Origin of the sequence: Streptomyces sp. NBC_01142, assembly GCF_026341125.1 — a bacterium.
Lineage (GTDB): Bacteria > Actinomycetota > Actinomycetes > Streptomycetales > Streptomycetaceae > Streptomyces.
On the sequence record NZ_JAPEOR010000001.1, the window covers coordinates 453,013 to 474,915 of the forward strand.

The following is a 21,903-nucleotide window of genomic DNA, read 5'->3' on the forward strand; positions in this document are numbered from 1 at the left end:
CATTCTCGGAGGACAGCTGTGGGACGACTCTTCGGCACGGACGGTGTGCGCGGTGTCGCCAATGCGGACCTGACGGCGGAGCTTGCGCTCGGTCTCTCGGTCGCAGCGGCGCATGTGCTCGGCGAGGCCGGCACATTCGCGGGCCATCGGCCGACGGCGGTGGTCGGACGTGACCCCCGCGCATCCGGGGAGTTCCTGGAGGCCGCCGTCGTGGCGGGCCTCGCGAGCGCGGGCGTGGACGTGCTGCGCGTCGGCGTGCTGCCCACCCCCGCGGTGGCGTACCTCACCGGCGCGCTGGGCGCCGACCTCGGTGTGATGCTCTCCGCGAGCCACAACGCCATGCCGGACAACGGCATCAAATTCTTCGCGCGCGGCGGGCACAAGCTGGCGGACGAGCTCGAGGACCGCATCGAGACCGTGTACGAGCAGCACCGGACCGGTGAGCCGTGGGAGCGGCCGACCGGCGCGGGTGTGGGCCGGGTGACCGACTACGACGAGGGCTCCGACAAGTACGTCGCGCACCTCATCGCCGTACTGCCGAACCGGCTCGACGGGCTGAAGGTCGTCCTCGACGAGGCGCACGGTGCGGCCTCCCGGGTCTCGCCCGAGGCCTTTGCGCAGGCCGGTGCGGACGTCGTCACCATCGGCGCCGAGCCGGACGGGCTCAACATCAACGACGGCTGCGGGTCCACCCACCTGGACCTGCTGAAGGCCGCCGTCCTCGAGCACGGCGCCGACCTCGGTATCGCGCACGACGGCGACGCCGACCGCTGCCTCGCCGTGGACGGCGCGGGCAACGAGGTCGACGGCGACCAGATCCTCGCCGTGCTGGCGCTCGCCATGCGGGAAGCCGGGACACTGCGCGGGGACACCGTTGTCGCCACCGTCATGTCCAACCTCGGCTTCAAGCTGGCGATGGAGCGCGAGGGCGTGCACATGGTGCAGACCGCCGTCGGCGACCGGTACGTCCTGGAGTCGATGAAGGCCGAGGGGTACGCGCTGGGCGGCGAGCAGTCCGGGCACGTGATCGTGCTCGACCACGCGACGACCGGCGACGGCACCCTCACCGGCCTGATGCTGGCGGCCCGTGTCGCCGCGACCGGCCGCTCGCTCGCCGAGCTGACCGGGGTGATGGAGCGGCTGCCGCAGGTGCTCATCAATGTGCGGGACGTGGACAAGTCCCGGGTGCAGACCTCCGCGGAGCTGGCCACCGCCGTCGCCGAGGCGGAGCGCGAGCTGGGCGCCACCGGCCGCGTACTGCTGCGTTCTTCGGGTACGGAGCCGCTGGTACGGGTCATGGTCGAGGCCGCCGACATCGAGCAGGCCCGCTCGGTGGCCGGGCGGCTGGCCGACGTGGTGAAGTCCGCGCTCGGCTGACCCCGGAAGTGATCAGGACGCCGCTCGGCCCCCACGGGGGCCGGGCGGCGTTTTCGCGTACGGGAGCGAGGCGTGGCGCGAGGTCTAGCGCGAGGTCCGGCGCGACGTCTTCACACGTTCCCGGTGCTTCGCCCACAGGTACTTCTGCGTCACCAGGGTCAGCGTGCCCGCCAGCACGATGCCCAGCAGGTTCAGCAGCAGCTGCTCAGCCGAGCCCCACGCCTGCTGGTACTCCTGGTAGCTGAACGCCACCGCCGCGTTCGCCGCCGCCGGGACCGTGGTGACCGAGATCGCGACCCCCACCAGCGGCCCCGACCTCGCCGACGTCAGCGAGAGCATGCCGGCCGTGCCCGCCAGGACCGCCACGACGAACGAGAACCAGTCCGGGCGGTAGATGAAACCGGTGTTGGGGCGCTCCGCCTCCAGCATCGCCTGCTCGAAGAGGCCCACCAGGTTCATGAAGTAACTGAAGGCCACCGTCACCAGCATGGCCACGGCGAAGCCCGCGATCAGTGCCACGAACGAGCGCCACGCCAGCCGCGGGGCGCGCTGCACCAGTGCCGTACAGACGCCGGCCAGCGGGCCGAACTCCGGGCCCACCGCCATCGCGCCCACGATCAGGATCGCGTTGTCGAGCACCACACCGCAGGCCGCGATCATCGTTGCCAGCGCCAGGAACGCGAGGTAGGTGACCGAGAGCGTCGACTCCTCGTGGGTCGCGTCCTCCAGGTGCTCCCAGAGCACCGCGTCCACGCCCTCGCCCGGAGCCTGTTCCTCCGCCTGGTCGGCGTGCCGGGACAGCGACAGCTCGATGTTCTCGACGGCGATCGAGCCGGACTCGTCGATGCCGAGCGAGCGCAGGCCGCCGATCAGCTCGTCTCCGGCCTCGCGCGCCACATCGCACATCACCAGGTCGCCCCGGGGATCGAGGGCCGCGCCGGGGAAGACCGCCAGGTGCGCCGTGCCCACGGTCTTCTCGACGAGCTGGACCACCTCGGCGGTGCGGTCGGCCGGGATGATCAGACGCAGATGCAGCACGCCGGCGGCTCCTTGGAGTCCTCGGGGCGGACGCAGCCCTCGGAGTTCGGTCCTCAGAGCTTGCGCAGGGACAGGCGCTGGACCTTGTGGTCGGGGCCCTTGCGCAGCACCAGCGTGGCACGGCCGCGCGTGGGTGCCACATTCTCCAGAAGATTGGGCTTGTTGATCGTGCGCCACATCGTACGGGCGTAGTCCAGAGCCTCCTCCTCGGAGACCTGGGTGTACTTCGTGAAGTACGAGAAGGGGTTCTGGAAGGCGGTCTCGCGCAGCTTGCGGAAGCGGTTGAGGTACCAGGTCTCGATGTCCTCGGGCCGTGCGTCCACATACACACTGAAGTCGAAGTAGTCGGCGAGGCCCACGCGGGTGCGGCCGTCCTGGCCGGGGAGGGCCGGCTGGAGAACGTTCAGGCCCTCGACGATCAGGATGTCGGGACGGCGGACCGTGAGGCGCTCGCCCGGCACGATGTCGTAGATCAAGTGGGAGTAGACGGGTGCGGTGACCTCGTCCTTGCCGGCCTTGATGTCGGCGACGAAGCGGGTCAGGGCCCGGCGGTCGTACGACTCGGGGAAGCCCTTGCGCGACGTCAGGCCGCGGGACTGCAGCTCCTTCATCGGGAGCAGGAAGCCGTCGGTGGTGACCAGCTCGACGCGCGGGTGCTCGGGCCAGCGGGCCAGCATGGCCTGCAGGACACGGGCGACGGTGGATTTGCCGACCGCGACGGAGCCGGCGACTCCTATGACGAAGGGGGTGCCGCGCTGCTCGCCATGGCCGTTCCCGGCGTCGCCGAGGAAGGTGTTGAGCGCCCCCCGCAGCCCGGCCGTGGCCTGTACGTACAGATTGAGCAGGCGGGAGAGCGGGAGGTAGACGTCCCGTACCTCGTCCAGGTCGATGACGTCGCCGAGGCCGCGCAGCCGTTCGACCTCCTCGGCGGTGAGGGGGAGCGGCGTTTTGTCGCGCAGGGCGCTCCACTCCGCGCGGGTCAGGTCGACGTAGGGAGTCGACGCGTCGGCCCGGCGGTGGGCGCTTCGTGGCGGCGAAGAGATCACGTACACATTGTCGGGGGTGGGCGGCGCTTGTGGGTGGTGTGCTCGGTCACGCGCAGCGGCCGTAGGCTGCCGACATGTGCGGAATCGTGGGTTACGTCGGCGGACAGTCGGCGCTTGATGTGGTCATCGCGGGCCTCAAGCGGCTCGAGTACCGGGGCTACGACTCGGCCGGAGTCGCGGTACTCGCCGACGGCGGGCTGGCCGCGTCCAAGAAGGCGGGCAAGCTCGTCAACCTGGAGAAGGAGCTGGTGGACCGGCCGCTGCCGACCGGGTCCACCGGCATCGGGCACACCCGGTGGGCCACGCACGGCGGGCCGACCGACGCCAATGCCCATCCTCATCTGGACAACGCGGGGCGCGTCGCCGTCGTGCACAACGGCATCATCGAGAACTTCGCGGCGCTGCGGGCCGAATTGACCGAGCGCGGTCACGATCTGGAGTCGGAGACCGACACGGAGGTCGTGGCGCATCTGCTCGCCGAGTCGTTCTCCTCGTGCGGCGACCTGGCGGAGTCGATGCGGCAGGTGTGCCGACAGCTGGACGGCGCCTTCACGCTGGTCGCGGTGCACGCGGACGAGCCGGATGTGGTGGTGGGCGCGCGGCGCAACTCCCCGCTGGTGGTCGGCGTCGGCGACGGCGAGTCCTTCCTCGCCTCGGACGTGGCGGCGTTCATCGCCCACACCCGGTCGGCCATCGAGCTGGGGCAGGACCAGGTCGTGGAGCTGCGCCGGGACGGTGTGACGGTCACCGACTTCGACGGGGCGCCCGCCGAGGTGCGGTCGTACCACGTGGACTGGGACGCCTCGGCCGCCGAGAAGGGTGGCTACGACTACTTCATGCTCAAGGAGATCGCGGAGCAGCCGAAGGCGGTCGCCGACACTCTGCTGGGCCGCATCGACGCGGAGGGGTCGCTGAGGCTGGACGAGGTGCGGATCCCGGTGTCCGTGCTGCGGGAGGCGAACAAGGTCGTCATCGTGGCGTGCGGGACGGCCTTCCACGCGGGGCTGATCGCCAAGTACGCCATCGAGCACTGGACCCGTATCCCGTGCGAGGTGGAACTGGCCAGTGAGTTCCGCTACCGGGACCCGATCCTGGACCAGCAGACGCTGGTGATCGCCATCTCGCAGTCCGGCGAGACGATGGACACGCTGATGGCGTTGCGGCACGCGCGCGAGCAGGGCGCGAGGGTGCTCGCCATCTGCAACACCAATGGGTCCACGATTCCGCGTGAGTCGGACGCCGTGCTGTACACGCACGCCGGGCCCGAGGTCGCGGTCGCGTCGACCAAGGCCTTTCTGACGCAGTTGGTGGCCTGCTATCTGGTGGCTCTGTATCTGGGGCAGGTGCGCGGCACCAAGTGGGGCGACGAGATCCAGGCCGTCATCCGGGACCTGGCGCGGATCTCGGACGAGGTCGAGCAGGTCCTGGAGACCATGGAGCCGGTGCGGGAGCTGGCCCGCTCGCTCGCCGACAAGAACACGGTGCTGTTCCTGGGCCGGCACGTGGGCTACCCGGTGGCGCTGGAGGGCGCGCTCAAGCTCAAGGAGCTGGCGTACATGCACGCGGAGGGCTTCGCGGCGGGTGAGCTCAAGCACGGGCCGATCGCGCTGATCGAGGAGGATCTGCCGGTGGTCGTCGTCGTGCCGTCGCCGCGCGGGCGGTCCGTACTGCACGACAAGATCGTCTCCAATATCCAGGAGATCCGGGCGCGGGGAGCGCGGACGATCGTGATCGCGGAGGAGGGGGACGAGTCGGTGGTGCCGTACGCGGATCACCTGATCCGGATTCCGGCGACGCCGGTGCTGCTGCAGCCGCTGGTCGCGACCGTGCCGCTGCAGGTCTTCGCGTGCGAGCTGGCGACGGCGCGCGGCAACGAGGTCGACCAGCCGCGGAACCTGGCGAAGTCGGTGACGGTGGAGTGAACGCGGCGAACGCAAGCCGGACCATGAGCGCAGGGGGCACTGTCGGATGATCATCGGGGTGGGGATCGACGTCGCGGAGATCGAGCGGTTCGCCGCGTCGATACGGCGTACGCCGGGGTTGGCCGATCGGCTTTTTCTGGAGCGGGAGTTGCTGCTGCCGAGCGGGGAGCGGCGGGGGTACGCCTCCCTCGCCGCGCGGTTCGCCGCGAAGGAAGCGGTGGCCAAGGCGCTGGGCGCGCCGAGCGGGCTGCTCTGGACCGACGCCGAGGTGTACGTCGAGGGCAGCGGGCAGCCCCGGCTGCGGGTGCACGGGACGGTGGCGGCACGGGCGGCGGTGCTCGGGGTGCGGTCGTGGCACGTCTCGCTGAGTCATGACGCGGGGGTCGCGTCGGCGGTGGTGATCGCGGAGGGGTAGGCCCGGGGTCACGGCCCTGGCCGTCCTTCGATGTCCGGCGCTGAAGGTGGGTCAGCCCACGAGGCCGGGGTCCGGCCCCGGCCGTGCGTCAAGGTCCGTTCCCGGCCGCGCGTCGGGGTTCGGCCCTGAAGGTGCGTCAACCCGGTGTCCGCGCAGCCGATTTGGGCTGCGCGGGGCGGGGACGGGCGAGGGCGCGCCCGGTGCGGCAGACTCGGGGGCATGCGTACTGCGTACAGCGTGGAGACCGTCAGGAACGCGGAGGCCGAGCTGATGGCGCGGCTGCCGGAGGGCGCGCTCATGCAGCGCGCGGCCGCCGGACTGGCCGCGGCCTGTGCCGCACTGCTCGGCCGGGTGTACGGAGCGAGAGTCGTCCTGCTCGTCGGGAGCGGTGACAACGGCGGCGACGCGCTGTACGCGGGGGCCCGCCTCGCGCGGCGCGGCGCCGGGGTGTCCGCAGTGCTCCTGGGTTCGCGCGCTCACGAGGGCGGGCTCGCGGCGCTGCTCGGCGCCGGCGGGCAGGTCGCGGACGACCCGTTCGAGGTGCTCGCCGCCGCGGACCTGGTCATGGACGGCGTCACCGGGATCGGCGGGCGCGGCGGGCTGCGGCCCGACGCGGTGCCGGTGGTGCGTGCCGCGCGCGGGTCCAACGCCGTCGTCGTCGCCGTCGACCTGCCCAGCGGGGTCGAGGCGGACACCGGGGAGGTGCGGGGCGAGGCCCTGCACGCGGATGCGACGGTGACGTTCGGTACGTACAAACCGGGGCTGCTGATCGACCCGGCACGGGAGTACGCGGGGACGGTACGGCTCGTCGGTATCGGTCTGGAGGACCATCTGCCGTCCGTACCCGATCTCGAGGCCCTCCAGCACGCCGACGTGGCACGGATGCTGCCGGTGCCGGCCGCGGAGAGCGACAAGTACCGGCGGGGCGTCGTCGGCGTCGTCGCCGGGTCCGCGCGCTATCCGGGCGCGGCGGTGCTGGCGGTGGCGGGCGGGCTGCGCGGCGGTGCCGGCGCGGTGCGGTACGTCGGCCCCGCGGCCGAAGCGGTGATCGCCCGCTTCCCGGAGGCCCTGGTGCACAGCGGGCCGCCGTCGAAGGCGGGCCGGGTCCAGGCGTGGGTGGCCGGCCCGGGGCTGGGTGACGAGGCCGATGCGGTACGGGACGTGCTGGCCTCCGACGTGCCGGTGCTGATCGACGCGGACGGGCTGCGGCTGCTGGACGTGGCGACGGTACGGGGCCGTGACGCGCCGACGCTGCTCACCCCGCACGCCGGGGAGGCGGCGGCGCTGCTCGGTGTATCGCGCGAGGAGGTGGAGTCCGCGCGGCTCGCGTCCGTACGGGAACTGGCGTCGCGCTACGGAGCCACGGTGCTGCTCAAGGGTTCGACGACCCTGGTCGCCGCGCCGGACGGGGGCCGCTCCCCGGTCCGGGTCAATCCGATGGGCACCCCCTGGCTGGCCACGGCGGGCAGCGGCGACGTGCTCTCGGGCCTCGCGGGCTCCCTGCTGGCGTCGGGTCTCGACGCCCGGGACGCGGGGTCGGCGGCGGCCTATCTGCACGGCCTGGCGGCCCGCCACGCGGCGGCGGAGGGCATGCCGATCACGGCGTACGAGGTGGCCGCGGCGCTGCCGTCGGCGTGGCGCGACGTCCAGGAGTGACACGCGGGCGGGGGCGGCCGGGCCGGGCTGCCCGTCCGCGCCGGGGGAGAGCGCTCGGCCCGGTGGGATCACGAGGGCCCGTTGGCCGCGGGTCCGGCTGCTTCGGGCCTCGCGCACGCCGCTGCGGCCTTGGCCTCGCCCCGCGGCCCGGTGACGTGCCGCGTGCCGGGTCTGTGACCCGGCCGGTCCACCCCTGTCCGCCCGGTGACGTGCCGGGCCACCGGCCGGTCCCGCGCGCGGCCAGGCAGGTGCGTGCGCCCGGTGGTTGCCGTGTTCGGCGTTCCCCCGGCCGGCGCAATCCGTCACCCCGCCCGGCTGCGCCCGCCCGTCCTCGGCCCGCCCACCCGGGCTCGGGGAACCCGGGCCTCCTTGTACGAGCGTTGTCGTACGGCTCTGAGACACTGGGCGCGATGAGTCAGACGCTGCCGCTCCGAGCCCGTGCCGAGATCGACCTCGCGGCCCTGCGCGCCAATGTGCGTGCCCTGCGTGCCCGCGCTCCTCGGGCTGCCCTGATGGCCGTCGTGAAGTCGAACGCGTACGGCCACGGCATGGTGCCCTGCGCCAGGGCCGCCCGCGAAGCCGGCGCCACCTGGCTCGGGACGGCCACGCCGCAAGAGGCGCTCGCGCTGCGCGCCGCCGGGATCCAGGGGCGGATCATGTGCTGGCTGTGGACGCCCGGCGGGCCCTGGCGCGAGGGCATCGAGGCCGGTCTCGACATGTCCGTGAGCGCCATGTGGGCCCTCGAGGAGGTCACCGCCGCCGCCCGGGAGGCCGGGCGCCCCGCCCGTATCCAGCTCAAGGCCGACACCGGCCTCGGGCGTAACGGCTGTCAGCCCGCCGACTGGGCCGAGCTGGTCGGCGCCGCGCGCGCCGCCGAGGCCGAGGGCACCGTGAAGGTCACCGGCCTCTGGTCGCACTTCGCCTGTGCCGACGAGCCCGGCCACCCCTCGATCGCCGCGCAGCTCGACGTCTTCCGCGACGTGGTGACGTACGCCGAGAAGGCGGGCATCGTGCCCGAGGTCCGGCACATGGCGAACTCTCCGGCGACGCTGACACTCCCGGAAGCGCACTTCGATCTCGTACGGACCGGCATCGCGATCTACGGCATCTCGCCCAGCCCCGAGCTCGGCACCCACGAGGAGCTGGGCCTCCGTCCCGTCATGACGCTCTCCGCCTCCGTCGCCCTGGTCAAGCAGGTCCCGGCGGGGCACGGCGTCAGTTACGGACATCACTACGTCACCTCGCAGGAGACCACGCTCGGCCTCATCCCCCTCGGGTACGCGGACGGCATCCCGCGCCATGCCTCGGACCGTGGCCCGGTCCTGGTCGGCGACGCGCGGCGCCGGGTCGCGGGCCGGGTGGCGATGGACCAGTTCGTGGTGGACCTCGGCGGTGACAAGGTCGCGGAGGGCACCGAAGCGGTGCTGTTCGGACCGGGCGACCGGGGCGAGCCGACCGCGGAGGACTGGGCCCAGGCCGCGGGCACCATTGCATACGAGATCGTCACCCGCATCGGAACGAGGGTTCCGCGCGTCTATCTCCACGAGGACCCCGACGAGTAGGAGTGGCACGGTGAGCGAGACCAGCACGGGGGACGCAGTGGCAGCCGCCGCGGCGGCAGCCACTGCGGGCAACTGGCGTCGGGCGGGCATCGCCGGCGCCGCGATAGGCGTGATCGCGGCCGGTGCGGCCGCGGGCGTCGCGGTCGAACGGCTCACGGTCGGCCGCGGCATGCGCAAGAAGGCGCGGCTCGCGCTGGACGCATCGGGGCCGTACGGCGCACTGCGCGGCACTCCCGGCAAGGTGCTCGCCGACGACGGCACGCACATCTACTACGAGACCGACGAGGTCGACCCGGACGCCGGGGCCCCGCGCCGCCGCCGGCTCTTCGGCCGCAAGACCCCCGCGCCGGTCACGGTCGTCTTCAGCCACGGCTACTGCCTGAGCCAGGACTCCTGGCACTTCCAGCGCGCCGCCCTGCGCGGTCTGGTGCGCACGGTGCACTGGGACCAGCGCAGCCACGGCCGCTCGGCCAGGGGCGCCTCGCAGTCGGGCCCGGACGCCGTGCCGGTCTCCATCGACCAGCTGGGCCGCGACCTCAAGGCAGTGATCGACGCGGCCGCGCCGGACGGCCCGCTGGTGCTCGTCGGCCACTCCATGGGCGGCATGACGATGATGGCGCTCGCCGACCAGTTCCCCGAGCTGGTACGGGAACGGATCGTCGGGGTCGCCTTCGTCGGCACCTCGTGCGGAAAGCTCGGCGAGGTCAACTACGGGCTGCCGGTCGCGGGGGTGAACGCCCTGCGGCGTGTGCTGCCCGGCGTGCTCAGGGCGCTCGGCTCCCAGGCCGAGCTGGTCGAGCGGGGCCGCCGGGCCACCGCCGACCTGTTCGCGGGCATGATCAAGCGGTATTCGTTCTCGTCCAAGGACGTGGACCCGGCGGTGGCACGGTTCGCGGAGCGGCTCATCGAGTCGACCCCGATCGATGTGGTCGCCGAGTTCTACCCGGCCTTCGCCGAGCACGACAAGGCCGAGGCGCTCGCCGTCTTCCTCGAGGTCCCGGCGCTGGTCCTGGCCGGGGACAAGGACCTCGTCACGCCGAGTTCGCACAGCGAGGCGATCGCGGACATACTCCCCGACTCGGAACTGGTGATCGTGCCGGACGGCGGACATCTGGTGATGCTGGAGCACCCCGAGGTCGTCACGGACCGGCTGGCCGACCTGCTGGCCCGGGTCGGCGCGGTCCCGGCAGCGGCTAACGTTGGCCCGTATGGAAGCACCGCACAGCCCGGCGGCTGAGAGCACCGCCCGCACGGCCGGCACGGCCAGCACCGCCCGTCTTGCCGTGGAGTCCCCCGAGCAGATGCAGGAGCTGGGCCGTCGGCTCGCGAAACTGCTGCGTCCCGGCGATCTGGTGATGCTCACCGGCGAGCTGGGCGCGGGCAAGACGACGCTGACCCGCGGCCTGGGGGAGGGCCTGGGGGTCCGCGGCGCCGTCACCTCCCCGACCTTCGTCATCGCCCGCGTCCACCCCTCGCTGACCGGCGGCCCCGCCCTGGTCCATGTGGACGCGTACCGGCTGGGCGGCGGGCTCGACGAGATGGAGGACCTCGACCTCGATGTCTCGCTGCCGGAGTCGGTGGTGGTCGTGGAGTGGGGCGACGGCAAGGTCGAGGATCTGTCGGACGATCGGCTGCATGTGCTGATCCACCGGGTGGTCGGGGACACGGACGACGACCGCCGCGAGGTCACCCTGACCGGATTCGGCGCGCGCTGGTCCGCGGTGGACCTCACGGCGGCGGAGGCCTGACCGGCCCGGTCCGGGGCCTGGGTGCCGCGCCTGACCGTCTCTCGTGTGTACATTCCGACAAGACGTCGGGAAAATGTTGCGTCGGCCGTGCCACGCATGGTCACATGGTACGGAGACCTGGTTAGGTCTACCTAACCACGCCTGCCCCCGGAGCCCAGGAGGCGTCCATGTCGGCATCCGAGCGCGAAACGCACCCACGGCAGCCGTCGCTGCCTCAGCAGTCGGTCCTGTCGATGCGTGATCTGCTCGCGTCGTGCGCGGCGGCCAGCGCGGTCTCGACTCCGCCTCGCGAGAAACGGCTCGACCGTCTCGACGAAGAGCAGGAGCCTGCCGCGCGGCGCGACGCCGCGTAACCCTTGCGGGCCCGCAGCGGGCAGTAATCCGTTCGGGCAGTGTTCCGGCCGGCGCTACGGGATCCCGGGCAGTGTTCCGGCCGGCGTTGCGGGGTCCCGGACAGCGTCCGGTCCGCGCTACGGGATCCCGGGCAGCGCTTCGGTCCGCGCTACGGGATGACGACAACCTTCGAGTCGACCGTCGCGAACGTCCACACCGCGTTGCCGTCCGCCCGCTTCATCCGTACGCCGCCGGTCTTCCGCTCCGGGTCCGGGCTCGCCATCGACCCGTCCACCGCCGCGCTGAAGCCGACCGACACCTCGTCGATCGTCGTGAACCGCACCACGTGCTCGACCTGCACCCCGTCCGATCCGGCCACGCTCCTGGACCGCGAGGTCACCTTGTACGTACCGGGCCGCGGGGTCACCGTCGACGGCATGACCTCGAAGGTCCGCTTCAGCTTCCCCTTCGCACCCACCAGCCACACGCGCCGCTCGGACAGCGAGTACACGACGCGCACACCCGCGCCCGAGTCCGCGGGCACCACCTGCGGGTTCTTGGACTTGTGCAGGGGGTCGCCGGAGGCCTGCGCGGAGGGGACCGCCTGCGGAGTCCTTGGCTTGCCGAGCTGGTCGGAGTCGCTCGTCTGCGCCTGGTAGGCGAGGAAGCCGACAACGGCCAGAGCGGCCGCCGTGAGCCCGGCCACCAGTCCCGAGCTGCTCCGTGACACCGTGCGCCCCACCTTTCGTACGTACGTATCCGTGGTGACGGTAGCAGCAGGCGTACGGTCCGACAGGGCGCCGTGGCTGGGGCGCCGGAGCCGTAGGCTGTTTGCGTGCTCTTGCTCGCCGTTGATACCGCCACGCCCGCCGTCACCGCCGCCCTCCACGACGGCCGCTCCGTCGTCGCCGAGTCCTCTCGCGTCGACGCACGCCGCCACGGGGAACTGCTGCTGCCCGCCGTCGACCGCGTTCTCGCCGAGGCCGGGGTGAAACTCGACGCCGTCACCGCTGTGGTGGTCGGGGTCGGCCCCGGCCCGTACACCGGACTGCGCGTCGGCCTGGTCACGGCCTCGACCTTCGGCTCGGCGCTGGGGGTGCCGGTGCACGGCCTGTGCACGCTGGACGGGCTCGCGTACGCCTCCGGTCTGGAGGAGCCCTTCGTGGTCGCGACGGACGCGCGCCGCAAGGAGGTCTACTGGGCGCGGTACGACTCCTTCCGTACGCGGGTGAGCGAGCCCGCCGTAGACCGGCCCGCCGATATCGCGGAGCAGGTCGCGGGCCTGCCCGCCGTCGGGGCCGGTGCGCTGCTCTACCCCGGGACGTTCCCGGACGCCCGCGAGCCCGAGCACGTCTCGGCCGGGGCGCTGGCGGCGCTGGCCGTCGAGAAGCTGGCCGCGGGGGAGGACTTCCTGCCGCCGCTGCCGCTGTATCTGCGCCGGCCCGACGCCCAGGTGCCCAAGAACTACAAGGTGGTCACCCCCAAGTGACCGTGTCAGCGACTGCGGTGCTGCGCGAGATGCGCTGGTGGGACCTGGAGCCGGTGCTCGCGATCGAGCAGGTGCTGTTCCCCGAGGACGCCTGGTCGGCCGGGATGTTCTGGTCCGAGCTCGCCCATGCGCGCGGCCCGCGGGCCACCCGCCGCTATGTGGTGGCCGAGGACGGCGGGCCCGGCGGGGAGATCGTCGGGTACGCGGGCCTTGCGGCGGCCGGCGGCCTCGGAGACGTACAGACCATCGCTGTCGCCCGCAGCCAGTGGGGCACGGGACTGGGGTCCCGGCTGCTGACCGACCTGCTCCAGCACGCCACCGCCTTCGAGTGCGACGAGGTGCTCCTCGAAGTGCGCGTGGACAACACCAGGGCCCAGAAGCTGTACGAGCGCTTCGGCTTCGAGCCCATCGGATTCCGCCGCGGCTACTACCAGCCGGGCAATATCGACGCCCTCGTCATGCGGCTTCACGTACAAGGAACAGAGACTCACTGATGGCTGACGAACCGCTCGTACTCGGCATCGAGACCTCCTGCGACGAGACCGGCGTCGGCATCGTCCGCGGTACGACCCTGCTCGCCGACGCGATCGCGTCCAGTGTGGACGCGCACGCCCGCTTCGGCGGTGTGGTCCCCGAGATCGCCTCGCGCGCGCACCTGGAGGCGATGGTGCCGACCATCGAGCGCGCCCTGAAGGAGGCGGGCGTCTCGGCGCGCGACCTGGACGGCATCGCGGTGACGGCAGGCCCCGGTCTGGCCGGTGCGCTGCTGGTCGGTGTCTCGGCGGCGAAGGCGTACGCGTACGCGCTGAACAAGCCGCTGTACGGGGTCAACCACCTCGCCTCGCACATCTGCGTCGACCAGTTGGAGCACGGGAAGCTGCCCGAGCCGACGATGGCGCTGCTCGTCTCCGGCGGTCACTCGTCGCTGCTGCTCGCGCCCGACATCACGTCGGACGTACGGCCGATGGGCGCGACGATCGACGACGCGGCCGGCGAGGCCTTCGACAAGATCGCGCGGGTGCTCGACCTCGGCTTCCCCGGCGGACCGGTGATCGACCGGCTGGCGAAGGAGGGCGATCCGTCGGCGATCGCGTTCCCGCGCGGACTGAGCGGATCACGGGACGCGGCGTACGACTTCTCCTTCTCCGGGCTCAAGACCTCGGTGGCGCGCTGGATCGAGGCGAAGCGGGCCGCGGGCGAGGAGGTGCCGGTACGGGATGTGGCGGCATCCTTCCAGGAGGCGGTCGTCGATGTGCTGACCCGCAAGGCGGTGCGCGCCTGCAAGGACCAGGGCGTGGACCATCTCATGATCGGCGGGGGAGTGGCGGCCAACTCCCGGCTGCGGGCGCTCGCCCTGGAGCGGTGCGAGCGTGCGGGAATCCGGCTGCGAGTGCCGCGGCCGGGGCTGTGCACGGACAACGGCGCGATGGTCGCGGCGCTGGGCGCGGAGATGGTGGCCCGCAACCGGCCGGCCTCGGACTGGGAGCTGTCCGCGGACTCCTCGCTGCCGGTGACGGACCCGCATGTGCCGGGCGCTGTCCCTTCGCACGACCATGTGCACGAGATCAGCAAGGACAATCTCTACTCATGACCGTCGTCGCGCTGATGTGGGAGGCCCGCGCTGTGCAGGGCCGGGGCGCGGAGCTGCTGGAATGGGCCCGCGCCCAGGAACTGGCGCGCGATCCGCTGCGCCGGGAGACCTTCCGCGCCGCCGGGGACCGGGTCCTGGTCATCACGTGGTGGGAAGCGCCCGGCGCGCGCGCCGAACTGCCCGAACTCCCCGAACCGGCCGCCGATCTGATCACCCGGGCGGTGCACCGCTGGCGCTTCGAGTCACTCGACGAACAGCGCCAGGAGCCGCGCCTCTAGGAGGGCCGCGCAGGCCCGCGCGGCAGGGGCGATACGTTCACGAGCGCCAGGACTGCCGTGTCGGGTCGCCCGATCGGATGACGGTTCGGCAATTCCGCTCGGTAGGCTGGCGGAAGGCACAGAATCCGGTCCGTGGGAGAACATATGACTGCCAGCGCCTCCGAGCAGCCGCTGATTCCGCAGCCTCCGACGACCGTCGCCGCACTGCGTCAGGCGGTCGCCCAGATCGCTCCGGCTGCCCTGCCCGCGTTCACTCGGGAGTTGGATCAGGCCGCCGATCAGGCCCGACTGGGCTCGGACCTCGCGCCGCTGCAGCGCTTCACCGCGCACTGGTCGGTGTACGTGCAGATCCAGCGTCAGCCGCGCCTGGCGGCCAGGTTCGCCGCACTGGAGGGACAGGCCACGACAGCGGACGCACAAGAGGCCCGGCGGGCTGCCGCCGAGATCGGCCGCATTCTCGACGAAGCCCGGGCCGCGGTGGCGCAGGGCATGCGGTGAGCGATCGCTGGCGCTGGGAGTACGACCCGGACTACGCACATGTGGCAGGAGGGCTTCCGGGCACCGTTGTATCGGAAGTCGAGCGGCTTGCCGGGCAGCTTGTGGAACTCGCCGGAGTGGGCGTCGATGTCACGGAGTTTGGTGAAGGGCCGAGGCCGGGAGGCTTGCGGCGGATGGACGCGGCAGGCGGCTGGTTCTACTTTCTCGCCGCACCGCGGGCGCAGCTGATCGTCGTCGTGAGAATCATCCCGCCGTTCGAAAGCCTGTGACGGATCCGTCTCCGGAACGGACAGGACAGGACGGGGCCGTACCGGTGGCCGCGGCGAAAGAATCTCAGAAGAATCCTGGTGACGATGTCGATCCGGCCGTCTCCCGTTCGACGCAGGGGTGAGAGGCGGGGAACGGCCCCGCTCTCCCGACCCGAGGAGTCACCATGCCGCGCTTCCTGTCGATGGTCCGTGTGAACGAGAACGAGCTCGCCGGGGAGGAATTCCCCGAGGACTTCGGCGAGCGCATGGGCAAGCTGCTGGAGGAGATCACCAAGGCCGGGGTCATGCTGGACACGGCGGGGCTCACCCCGACCTCCGACGGCACCCGCGTGACCTGGTCCGACGGCAAGCTGTCCTACACCGACGGGCCCTTCACCGAGAGCAAGGAAGTCATCGGCGGCTACGCCATCATGCAGTGCAAGGACAAGGCCGAGGCCCTCGAATGGGCCAAGCGCTTCCTGGAGATCCACCCGAAGCAGTGGTCGGTCACCTGCGAGGTCCGCGAGATCGCCGAGGGCTGACCGGGCCGCGCTTGCCCTGCCCCCGAGCGGCTGCTCTGATGGGTGGCCGTGAGGGCAAGTGCGACCGAAACGGTCGAAGCGGTATTCAGGATCGAGTCCGCGCGGATCATCGCCGGTGTCACACGCATCGTGAGGGACGTGGGCATCGCCGAGGAGCTCGCGCAGGACGCTCTGGTCGCCGCGCTGGAGCAGTGGCCGGAGTCAGGTGTCCCGGACAAGCCGGGCGCCTGGCTCATGGCCACCGCCAAGCACCGCGCCATCGATCTCGTACGCCGCAAGGAGACGTACGCCCGCAAGCTGGCCGAGGTCGGGCGCGCCCTGGAGGACGTGGAGCCGCCGCCCGAGCCGCCGGGCCCCGACGACATCGACGACGACCTGCTGCGGCTGATCTTCACCGCCTGTCATACCGTGCTGTCGACGGACGCGCGGATCGCGCTCACGCTCAAGCTCCTCGGCGGCCTGACCACCGAGGAGATCGCCCGCGCGTTCCTCGTCTCGGAGCCGACGGTCGCCCAGCGCATCGTCCGCGCGAAGCGGTCCCTGGCCAGGGCGGGCGTCCCTTTCGAGGTCCCGTACGGCGCCGACCGCGCCGAGCGGCTGGATTCCGTACTCGAAGTGATCTACCTCGTCTTCAACGAGGGGTACTCGGCCACCGCCGGCGACGACCTCGTACGCCCGGCGCTCTGCGAGGACGCGCTGAGGCTCGCCCGGGTGCTTGCCGGGCTGATGCCCGGCGAGCCGGAAGTCCATGGCCTGGCAGCGCTGTTGGAGTTCCAGGCCTCACGCATCACGGCGCGTACGGGCCCCGCGGGCGAGCCGGTACTGCTCGCCGACCAGAACCGCTCCAAGTGGAACAGGATGCTGATCCGCCGCGGCGTCGAGGCGCTGCACCGGGCGGGCAACGGACCGTACGCCCTCCAGGCCGCGATCGCCGCCTGTCACACCCAGGCGGCGAGGTACGAGGACACGGACTGGGTGACGATCGCCGCGCTGTACGGCCAGTTGGTGAGGCTCATGCCGTCCCCGGTCGTGGAGTTGAACCGGGCGGTCGCGGTCTCGATGGCGGAAGGCCCGGCGGCGGGTCTGGAGGTGGTGGACGCGCTGGCGGACGAGCCCGCGCTGAAGGAGTACCACCTGCTGCCGAGCGTGCGAGGCGACCTGCTGGCCCGGCTGGGGCGGATGTCGGAAGCTCGGGCGGAGTTCGAGAGGGCGGCGTCGCTGACGCGCAATGAAAGGGAGCGTGAGCTGCTGCGGGAGCGCGCTCATCACTCGATCTGATGAGCTGTAGGGACTACGGGGACGGTGTCGCCGATTCCCCGTAGCGTCCGGGTGTCGCTTGTGCCGCAGTGGCGCCCGCGCCCACACTGAAGGAGGAGGTGCTTCATGATGACCGCTCTCGCATACGAGGTGGCCCCGGTGGTGGACGACAAACCCGCATCCGAACCGGTGTCCGACCTGGACGAGGTCCTGTGGCAGGCATGGAAAGCCATGGATCTCCCCGAGGGCTACCGGGCCGAGATCATCGAGGGGTCCATCGAGGTGTCGCCTACGGGTCGCCGTCGTCATACCGTGCTCATTGGCCGTCTCCGCCGGGCGCTCGACGCCCACCTGGCGGGCAGCGGTTACGCACCCCACCAGGACGGCAACGTCATTTACCGCCAGAAGTCCTGGATTCCTGATCTCTTCGTCGCCCCCCTGGACCTCGACGAGATCCCGGACGAGGAGGGCCTCGGGGTGGACGCCGCGGGAGTCAAGATGGTGGTCGAGGTCACCTCGCCGGGCCATCGGAACCTCCAGCGCGACCGCGCCCGTAAGCGCCGTGAGTACGCTCGTGCCGGAATCCCGGTGTACGTGATCGTCGACGACTTCGACGACGAGGGAGCAGTTCTCGTCCTGACCTCCCCCAACCCCAAGAAGGCCACGTATACCGACGAGCATCGCGTCCCCTACGGCACCGATGCGGTGATCCCCGAGGGCCCGGCCAAGGGTTTCGCCCTTGGCAAGGCGATCACTGTCGCTTGAGTTCGAGTGGGCCGCGTCCCTGACCCGCAACGCACGGGAGAGGGAGTTGCTCCTGGAAAGGGCCTCACGCTCCGTGTCCGAGTCCTAGCCTGAAATGCATGACCGAACAGCAGCTCAAGCAGACGCCTTCTGCGTGGCGGCACTGTGGCCATCAGGTCCAGATGTGGCGGCAGGAGGCAGGGGGAACGTGCCTGGCTTTGGGGGAGGCCGCCGGGTATGCGGAGGGAACGGTCCGCGCGATGGAGGTCGGGCGCCGTAGACCGACGCTGAGACTGCTGACGGTGGCGGACGATCTGTACGGCGCGCGGGGGAAGTTGAAGGCGCTGGAGTCGTTCCTGGTGCCGGACCCGTTCCCGGCGCGAACGGTGGAATTCATGGACCGCGAGGCCAACGCCATCGCGGTCCAGTGGTACGAGCCGCTGCTGATCCCTGGACTGCTTCAGACAGAGTCGTACGCGCGCGCCCTGCTCAACGCCCACTATCCGCCGCTGGACGAGGAGACGGTCGAGCGGCGTGTCGCCGCCCGTGTGGAGCGTGGGCTGATTCTGTCGCGCCGACCGACCGCCTACTTCGGCTTCATCATCGAGGAGATGGCGCTGCGGCGACCGGTCGGTGGCCCGGGGGTCATGAAGGCGCAAAGCAAACGTCTTCTGGAGGCAGGGAAGTTGCGCAATGTGGATATCCAGGTGGTGCCGACCAGCCGCGGAGCGCACCCGGGGAACAACGGCCCGATGGTGCTTCTCGAATCGCCGGACCACGAGCACCATGTCTACGAGGAGGGCCAGTCGGTCAGCCATCTGACCGCCGATCTCGAAACCGTCAGCAAACTGACGCAGCGGCTTGGCATGATCCGGACGGAGGCGCTCAGCCCGTCGGAGTCGGCTGAGTTCATCACGATGGAGGCTGACGCATGGTGAACACCGAACGGGTCTGGTTCAAGTCGAGCTACAGCGGCACCGAGGGCGGCGCGTGCGTGGAAGTCGCCCTCGCCTGGCGCAAGTCCACCTACAGCGACAATGAGGGCGGCAACTGCGTCGAGGTCTCCACCTGCCCCGACACCGTCCACGTCCGGGACTCGAAGCTCAAGTCGAGCCCGGAACTCGCCCTCCCCGCCCGCGCCTGGGCGGAATTCGTCGCGCACGTCGGGGCTTGAGCCTCGGGGTTCGGGATTCGAGCCCCTTTCACCAAGGATTGGGTGGGGGGATTGTTCCCACCCACCCACATGACCCTGGAGACCGAGGAGCTCAAGGAGTTCGCCGACTGAGGAGGCGATAGCCTCGCACGTATGTCCCGTCGCAACCCGCTCCCGCCCCCTCCGCCGCCTGTCGAGATGCGCGCCTGGCCTGACCGTGAGGCGCTGCTCGCCGACCGGGCCAGGGCGATGGGCGAGTTGAGCAGGCTGAGCATCGGGGTGCCGCACCTGGTGCTGCTGTGGCTGACGGTAGCGGGCTTCGCGGTGGGGTGGGGGCTGGTCGGTGCTGCCCTGAAAATCTTCGAGGACGCCATTGACCCGCTGAGCTATGTGGGCGGCGCGCTCGTCGCGTGTATGGGTGCCGCCTGCATGATCCCGACCGGCTTCGTGATCGTTATCGGCATCCGCCGTGACATGCGGGTGAGTGAACGACTGCGCCAGTGGTCGTCCTTGGACCGTGACGCGGTGGGCGATGCCCGCCTGCGGTCACCCGGCCTGAGTCTGTGCTGGTTCGTACCGTCGTTCCTGCTGTGCGCGCTGGGGCTGTGGATGTGCTTCGCGATCCCGGCGACGGCGCAGCCCGGCCGGGAGACGTACTCCGACGTTGCCTTGGCGATGGGGCTGGGCTTCATCATCTGGCTGACGGGCCTGCTCGGCGTCGCGAAGGCGGTGAGCCACTACCGGTGGGCGGTGCGGCTGGTGCCGAGGCTTCCGGCCGGCGCAGAGGTGCTGGACGGGGCGCATCGCTGATCGGGGACGAAGTCAGTCGATGTCCTGACCGTCGATCAGCCAGCTCGTTCCGGTGCGGGTGTGCTCGACTGCCAGATGTACGTACCAGATCTCGTCGCTCGTCAGTGTCCAGGTAAGGCACGTGAGCCCATCGACATACTCGGAGACGGCGCCGGCGGGACAGTCGTCGGGTAGCTCTGCCATCCTTCGGAGCAAACGCCAGACCGCTATGCGCCCGAGGGCGGTCGACTCTGAGGTGTAGGCGCCCTGTCCCCCCAGCACGCCCAGCAGCGTCGGATAGGCAACCGGGAAGGTCACGGGAACTGCCTGGGACGGCCGCTCGTGAATCGGGAGGCAGTGGAAGTGGCGGGAGGCAGCCTGAGCAGCTGTGCATCGCAGTGGCCCGGCGACCGCAGCGTACGAAGGGTTGTCCACTGCCCCGGGCAGCCCGGGTTCCGGCGCGGTCCAGGCGATGTCAGGGGCGTCGGTGTCGGGAAGCGGAAGAGGGATTCGATCCGTCACAGCATGTGTCGGGATGCCGGTGAGCCCACCTGCCGAACCATGGCGGTTGTAGGACTTCGGTGAAATTTGCGGGTTCCAGAACGCTGCTTCCCATGATTCGAGAGCGAAAGGGATGTCGCCGAGCAACTCGGTGCCGAGTTCTGCGGCTGAGTTTGTGAGATCTTCACCGCGCATCACCCGGGCATGAGCGACAAGGTGCCGAAGCTCCGGATCAGTGAGACAAGGGCCCACCTGCCCCCAGGTCCAATGCTGCGCCAGGACCTCCCACAACAGGGAGGAGCGCTGCGACGATTGACGTTCCGTCAGGCGGGCGGCCTCCGCGGCGTACGGCGCAGGCGCTTCGACGATGAAGACACTGGCCACCGTGCCTCGCGCGCGCTCCAGATCCCTTCGCTCCGCTGGGTCGGTACTGCCGGCGAGGGCAACGTCGGCTTCCTCATGGAGCCGCAGCAACTCGTCCCAGTCACCGGCGTCGGCAAGTTGGTCGGACCGCCGGAAGCTGTCCTTCGGGTCGAACACGGTGGTGGCTCCTCATGTGGATTCCCAGTTGCCCATAGCAAGGAGAGCAGCCGGTGTCACACGTGAATTGTAGGATTGGAAGTCTTCGCCTACGAGCTGGATCGATCAGCACGATGAGGTGGTGGCTGCCCTCGGACGCGTCGTTTCCGCCGCCGCCGATGGGCGCGATCGATCGCCCGGGGAGCGGCTTCCTGGGACGTTCAGCGTGAGCGCAGTCGTAGGGCCAGTTCCGCGAGCCAGGCACTGGGCGGGTACGGCTGCGGTGGGTCGACCTCCATGCCCAGTTCGGCGACAGCGATCGCGTAGTCGGACTCGTCGAGCGGCAGCGTGACCAAGTCGTGGACCTCGCCGGTCAGCTGAGCGATGAGACCAGCGTCAGTGTTGTCCAGGTAGTCCTGCGCGGCGGCGTCGTGGTCCTCGAACTCGTCCGGCATGTTCTGGGAGAACCAGCCGCCGAGGAACTGGGCGAGCTCGGGAAAGCGAGCGTGCCACTCCCAGTGCGTCTGTGGGGTGGCCGGGGGCGGGGCCTGGCCGGTGTCCACACTCTCCCTGAGCCGGTCCGCGAGGCGGACCAGCCAGGCCTGGATCTCGGAGTCCGGCAGGCCGACATCGGGAACGGGGTAGAACTCGCCGAGACGCAGCCGGAGCCGGCCGGGCGGATTGTCCGCGTACGCACGCAGCTGTTCCTCGGCGATCGGGATGGCCCAAGGCCGGGTGCGCCAGGTGTGCCGGAGATAGGCGGTCAGGGGCTCGTCGTCGTCGGCGGTGCGGCCTAGGTAGGCGCGGATGACGTGATCCAGCTCGCCGTACTTGCGGTCGTGTTCGCGCGGCTTCAAAGACACGAGGTGCTGCCTCTAGAGGTAGATCGGGAAGGTGGCGTGGACGGTGAAGCCGTGCGGGCTGCTCGTGTCCCGCTTGAGGATCACGCGTGCGGCGCGCACGTCGATCGGTTCACGACCCGCGAGGACCATCGACTGGAGCAGTACGCGGCCGACCGGCTCGGGGCGGGTTGGCCAGGCGGCCTCGATGGTGAGGCGCTGCCGGGTCGATTGGGCGAGCCACCGGTGGACGGCTTGTTCGTTGGCGGTCACGACCTCCTGGGTGGCCCATTGGGCGGTCTCCCTGTCAGGGTAGGTGGCCGCACGGATCAGCATTCTTCCTCCTGCTTGGAAGGGT

The 21,903-nt window shown here is 70.8% G+C and carries 26 protein-coding genes; 20 read left to right on the plus strand and 6 right to left on the minus strand.

Going from position 1 to position 21,903, the window contains the following annotated elements:
* Positions 1–18: 18 nt before the first annotated feature.
* A complete protein-coding gene (gene glmM / locus OG883_RS02320) occupies positions 19–1,377 on the plus strand; it encodes a phosphoglucosamine mutase (RefSeq protein WP_266534198.1) in 1,359 nt (452 codons plus the stop codon).
* An 84-nt stretch (positions 1,378–1,461) separates the two neighbouring features.
* Here glmM and OG883_RS02325 read toward each other — a convergent pair whose 3' ends face one another.
* On the minus strand, positions 1,462–2,415 hold the full coding sequence (locus OG883_RS02325; protein WP_266534202.1) for a DUF389 domain-containing protein: 954 nt from the start codon (positions 2,413–2,415) through the stop codon (positions 1,462–1,464).
* A gap of 53 nt (positions 2,416–2,468) precedes the next feature.
* Entirely contained in the window at positions 2,469–3,461 is a 993-nt protein-coding gene (gene coaA / locus OG883_RS02330; RefSeq protein ID WP_266534205.1) for a type I pantothenate kinase, read from the minus strand.
* Between the two features lie 74 nt (positions 3,462–3,535).
* Here coaA and glmS point away from each other — a divergent pair, with 74 nt between their 5' ends.
* From glmS to OG883_RS02365, 7 genes are all read left to right on the plus strand, one after another.
* Positions 3,536–5,383: a glutamine--fructose-6-phosphate transaminase (isomerizing) gene (glmS, locus tag OG883_RS02335; protein ID WP_266534208.1), complete on the plus strand. Its 1,848-nt coding sequence runs from the start codon at positions 3,536–3,538 to the stop codon at positions 5,381–5,383.
* 46 nt (positions 5,384–5,429) lie between these two features.
* The gene (locus tag OG883_RS02340; protein WP_266534211.1) at positions 5,430–5,798 is read left to right on the plus strand and encodes a holo-ACP synthase; all 369 of its coding nucleotides are present in this window, start codon (positions 5,430–5,432) and stop codon (positions 5,796–5,798) included.
* A 219-nt stretch (positions 5,799–6,017) separates the two neighbouring features.
* Entirely contained in the window at positions 6,018–7,454 is a 1,437-nt protein-coding gene (locus tag OG883_RS02345; RefSeq protein ID WP_266534214.1) for an NAD(P)H-hydrate dehydratase, read from the plus strand.
* A gap of 410 nt (positions 7,455–7,864) precedes the next feature.
* Positions 7,865–9,016: an alanine racemase gene (gene alr / locus OG883_RS02350; protein ID WP_266534217.1), complete on the plus strand. Its 1,152-nt coding sequence runs from the start codon at positions 7,865–7,867 to the stop codon at positions 9,014–9,016.
* A 10-nt stretch (positions 9,017–9,026) separates the two neighbouring features.
* A complete protein-coding gene (locus tag OG883_RS02355) occupies positions 9,027–10,253 on the plus strand; it encodes an alpha/beta fold hydrolase (protein ID WP_266534220.1) in 1,227 nt (408 codons plus the stop codon).
* Positions 10,225–10,764, plus strand: coding sequence for a tRNA (adenosine(37)-N6)-threonylcarbamoyltransferase complex ATPase subunit type 1 TsaE (gene tsaE, locus OG883_RS02360; protein ID WP_266534223.1), 540 nt, complete (start codon positions 10,225–10,227; stop codon positions 10,762–10,764). Before OG883_RS02355 ends, tsaE begins: the two co-directional genes overlap by 29 nt.
* Positions 10,765–10,931: 167 nt before the next feature.
* The gene (locus OG883_RS02365) at positions 10,932–11,117 is read left to right on the plus strand and encodes a hypothetical protein (RefSeq protein ID WP_266534225.1); all 186 of its coding nucleotides are present in this window, start codon (positions 10,932–10,934) and stop codon (positions 11,115–11,117) included.
* 149 nt (positions 11,118–11,266) lie between these two features.
* Here OG883_RS02365 and OG883_RS02370 read toward each other — a convergent pair whose 3' ends face one another.
* Entirely contained in the window at positions 11,267–11,827 is a 561-nt protein-coding gene (locus OG883_RS02370) for a L,D-transpeptidase (protein ID WP_266534228.1), read from the minus strand.
* A gap of 105 nt (positions 11,828–11,932) precedes the next feature.
* Here OG883_RS02370 and tsaB point away from each other — a divergent pair, with 105 nt between their 5' ends.
* From tsaB to OG883_RS02430, 12 genes are all read left to right on the plus strand, one after another.
* Positions 11,933–12,586: a tRNA (adenosine(37)-N6)-threonylcarbamoyltransferase complex dimerization subunit type 1 TsaB gene (tsaB, locus tag OG883_RS02375; protein ID WP_266534231.1), complete on the plus strand. Its 654-nt coding sequence runs from the start codon at positions 11,933–11,935 to the stop codon at positions 12,584–12,586.
* 29 nt (positions 12,587–12,615) lie between these two features.
* Positions 12,616–13,080 (plus strand): ribosomal protein S18-alanine N-acetyltransferase, encoded by a 465-nt coding sequence (gene rimI / locus OG883_RS02380; RefSeq protein WP_266541165.1) that lies wholly within the window; start codon positions 12,616–12,618, stop codon positions 13,078–13,080.
* A complete protein-coding gene (gene tsaD / locus OG883_RS02385; RefSeq protein WP_266534234.1) occupies positions 13,080–14,177 on the plus strand; it encodes a tRNA (adenosine(37)-N6)-threonylcarbamoyltransferase complex transferase subunit TsaD in 1,098 nt (365 codons plus the stop codon). Before rimI ends, tsaD begins: the two co-directional genes overlap by 1 nt.
* A complete protein-coding gene (locus tag OG883_RS02390) occupies positions 14,174–14,455 on the plus strand; it encodes a hypothetical protein (RefSeq protein ID WP_266534237.1) in 282 nt (93 codons plus the stop codon). Before tsaD ends, OG883_RS02390 begins: the two co-directional genes overlap by 4 nt.
* 144 nt (positions 14,456–14,599) lie before the next feature.
* Positions 14,600–14,953: a hypothetical protein gene (locus OG883_RS02395; RefSeq protein WP_266534240.1), complete on the plus strand. Its 354-nt coding sequence runs from the start codon at positions 14,600–14,602 to the stop codon at positions 14,951–14,953.
* Positions 14,950–15,222, plus strand: coding sequence for a hypothetical protein (locus OG883_RS02400; RefSeq protein WP_266534244.1), 273 nt, complete (start codon positions 14,950–14,952; stop codon positions 15,220–15,222). The genes OG883_RS02395 and OG883_RS02400 overlap by 4 nt, the downstream gene beginning before the upstream one ends.
* Before the next feature lie 164 nt (positions 15,223–15,386).
* Positions 15,387–15,743: a YciI family protein gene (locus OG883_RS02405; RefSeq protein WP_266534247.1), complete on the plus strand. Its 357-nt coding sequence runs from the start codon at positions 15,387–15,389 to the stop codon at positions 15,741–15,743.
* A 48-nt stretch (positions 15,744–15,791) separates the two neighbouring features.
* Positions 15,792–17,021: an RNA polymerase sigma factor gene (locus OG883_RS02410; RefSeq protein WP_266534250.1), complete on the plus strand. Its 1,230-nt coding sequence runs from the start codon at positions 15,792–15,794 to the stop codon at positions 17,019–17,021.
* Between the two features lie 105 nt (positions 17,022–17,126).
* On the plus strand, positions 17,127–17,765 hold the full coding sequence (locus OG883_RS02415) for a Uma2 family endonuclease (RefSeq protein ID WP_323180867.1): 639 nt from the start codon (positions 17,127–17,129) through the stop codon (positions 17,763–17,765).
* Between the two features lie 98 nt (positions 17,766–17,863).
* Positions 17,864–18,682 carry a DUF5753 domain-containing protein gene (locus OG883_RS02420; protein ID WP_266534252.1) on the plus strand — a complete coding sequence of 273 codons (819 nt, stop codon included), beginning with the start codon at positions 17,864–17,866 and terminating at the stop codon, positions 18,680–18,682.
* Positions 18,676–18,918 carry a DUF397 domain-containing protein gene (locus OG883_RS02425; RefSeq protein ID WP_266534255.1) on the plus strand — a complete coding sequence of 81 codons (243 nt, stop codon included), beginning with the start codon at positions 18,676–18,678 and terminating at the stop codon, positions 18,916–18,918. The genes OG883_RS02420 and OG883_RS02425 overlap by 7 nt, the downstream gene beginning before the upstream one ends.
* A gap of 132 nt (positions 18,919–19,050) precedes the next feature.
* Positions 19,051–19,707 (plus strand): hypothetical protein, encoded by a 657-nt coding sequence (locus OG883_RS02430; RefSeq protein WP_266534258.1) that lies wholly within the window; start codon positions 19,051–19,053, stop codon positions 19,705–19,707.
* A gap of 12 nt (positions 19,708–19,719) precedes the next feature.
* Here OG883_RS02430 and OG883_RS02435 read toward each other — a convergent pair whose 3' ends face one another.
* The 3 genes from OG883_RS02435 to OG883_RS02445 form a co-directional block, all read right to left on the minus strand.
* A complete protein-coding gene (locus tag OG883_RS02435; RefSeq protein ID WP_266534260.1) occupies positions 19,720–20,727 on the minus strand; it encodes a hypothetical protein in 1,008 nt (335 codons plus the stop codon).
* A 200-nt stretch (positions 20,728–20,927) separates the two neighbouring features.
* Entirely contained in the window at positions 20,928–21,569 is a 642-nt protein-coding gene (locus tag OG883_RS02440; RefSeq protein ID WP_266534263.1) for a contact-dependent growth inhibition system immunity protein, read from the minus strand.
* A gap of 12 nt (positions 21,570–21,581) precedes the next feature.
* A complete protein-coding gene (locus tag OG883_RS02445; protein WP_266534266.1) occupies positions 21,582–21,881 on the minus strand; it encodes an RNase A-like domain-containing protein in 300 nt (99 codons plus the stop codon).
* Positions 21,882–21,903 lie beyond the last annotated feature (22 nt).